Genomic DNA, 622 nt, shown 5'->3' on the forward strand with positions numbered 1-622 from the left:
GGTGGGGGTGTTGTGGGCCCGGTAGGACCCCCGAACGGTGGGAGTGGAGGGATTACGGCTGGTGGCCGGCAACCAGTATCGCCTGGGGGTCAGCGCAATAAACGCGTTAAGAGTTGTGAGAGCGAGCGCACTGAAACGTAGAGTGTACGTCGTCGTAACAAGTAATCTATAAAGAGGAATCGCCATGCCACGTTCTCTCAAGAAAGGTCCTTTTATTGACCTGCACTTGCTGAAGAAGGTAGAGAAAGCGTTGGAAAGCGGTGACAAGAAGCCTGTTAAGACTTGGTCCCGTCGTTCAATGATCATTCCATCAATGATTGGTTTGACCATCGCTGTCCATAATGGTCGTCAGCACGTACCAGTATTCGTAACCGAAGAAATGATCGGTCACAAACTGGGTGAATTTGCACCAACTCGCACTTATCGCGGCCACGCTGCTGATAAGAAAGCTAAGAAGAAATAAGGAGTAGATGATGGAAGCTATCGCTAAACATAACTTTGCTCGTATTTCTCCACAGAAAGCTCGCTTAGTTGCAGACCAAATCCGCGGTAAAAACGTGGATCAAGCTCTTGAACTACTAACTTTCAGCAACAAAAAAGCTGCTGTACTAGTTAAGAAAGT

Annotated in this window: 2 protein-coding genes; both read left to right on the forward strand. The window is 47.9% G+C overall.

Going from position 1 to position 622, the window contains the following annotated elements; translation table 11 throughout:
- Nucleotides 1–184: 184 nt before the first annotated feature.
- Nucleotides 185–463, forward strand: a complete 279-nt coding sequence (gene rpsS / locus GCE9029_RS25305) for a 30S ribosomal protein S19 (protein WP_062667985.1) — start codon at nucleotides 185–187, stop codon at nucleotides 461–463.
- A gap of 10 nt (nucleotides 464–473) precedes the next feature.
- Nucleotides 474–622, forward strand: a 149-nt coding sequence (locus GCE9029_RS25310; protein WP_306455718.1) for a large ribosomal subunit protein uL22, incomplete at its 3' end; no start/stop codon positions are given.

This window comes from Grimontia celer, from assembly GCF_900055185.1.
GTDB lineage: Bacteria > Pseudomonadota > Gammaproteobacteria > Enterobacterales > Vibrionaceae > Enterovibrio > Enterovibrio celer.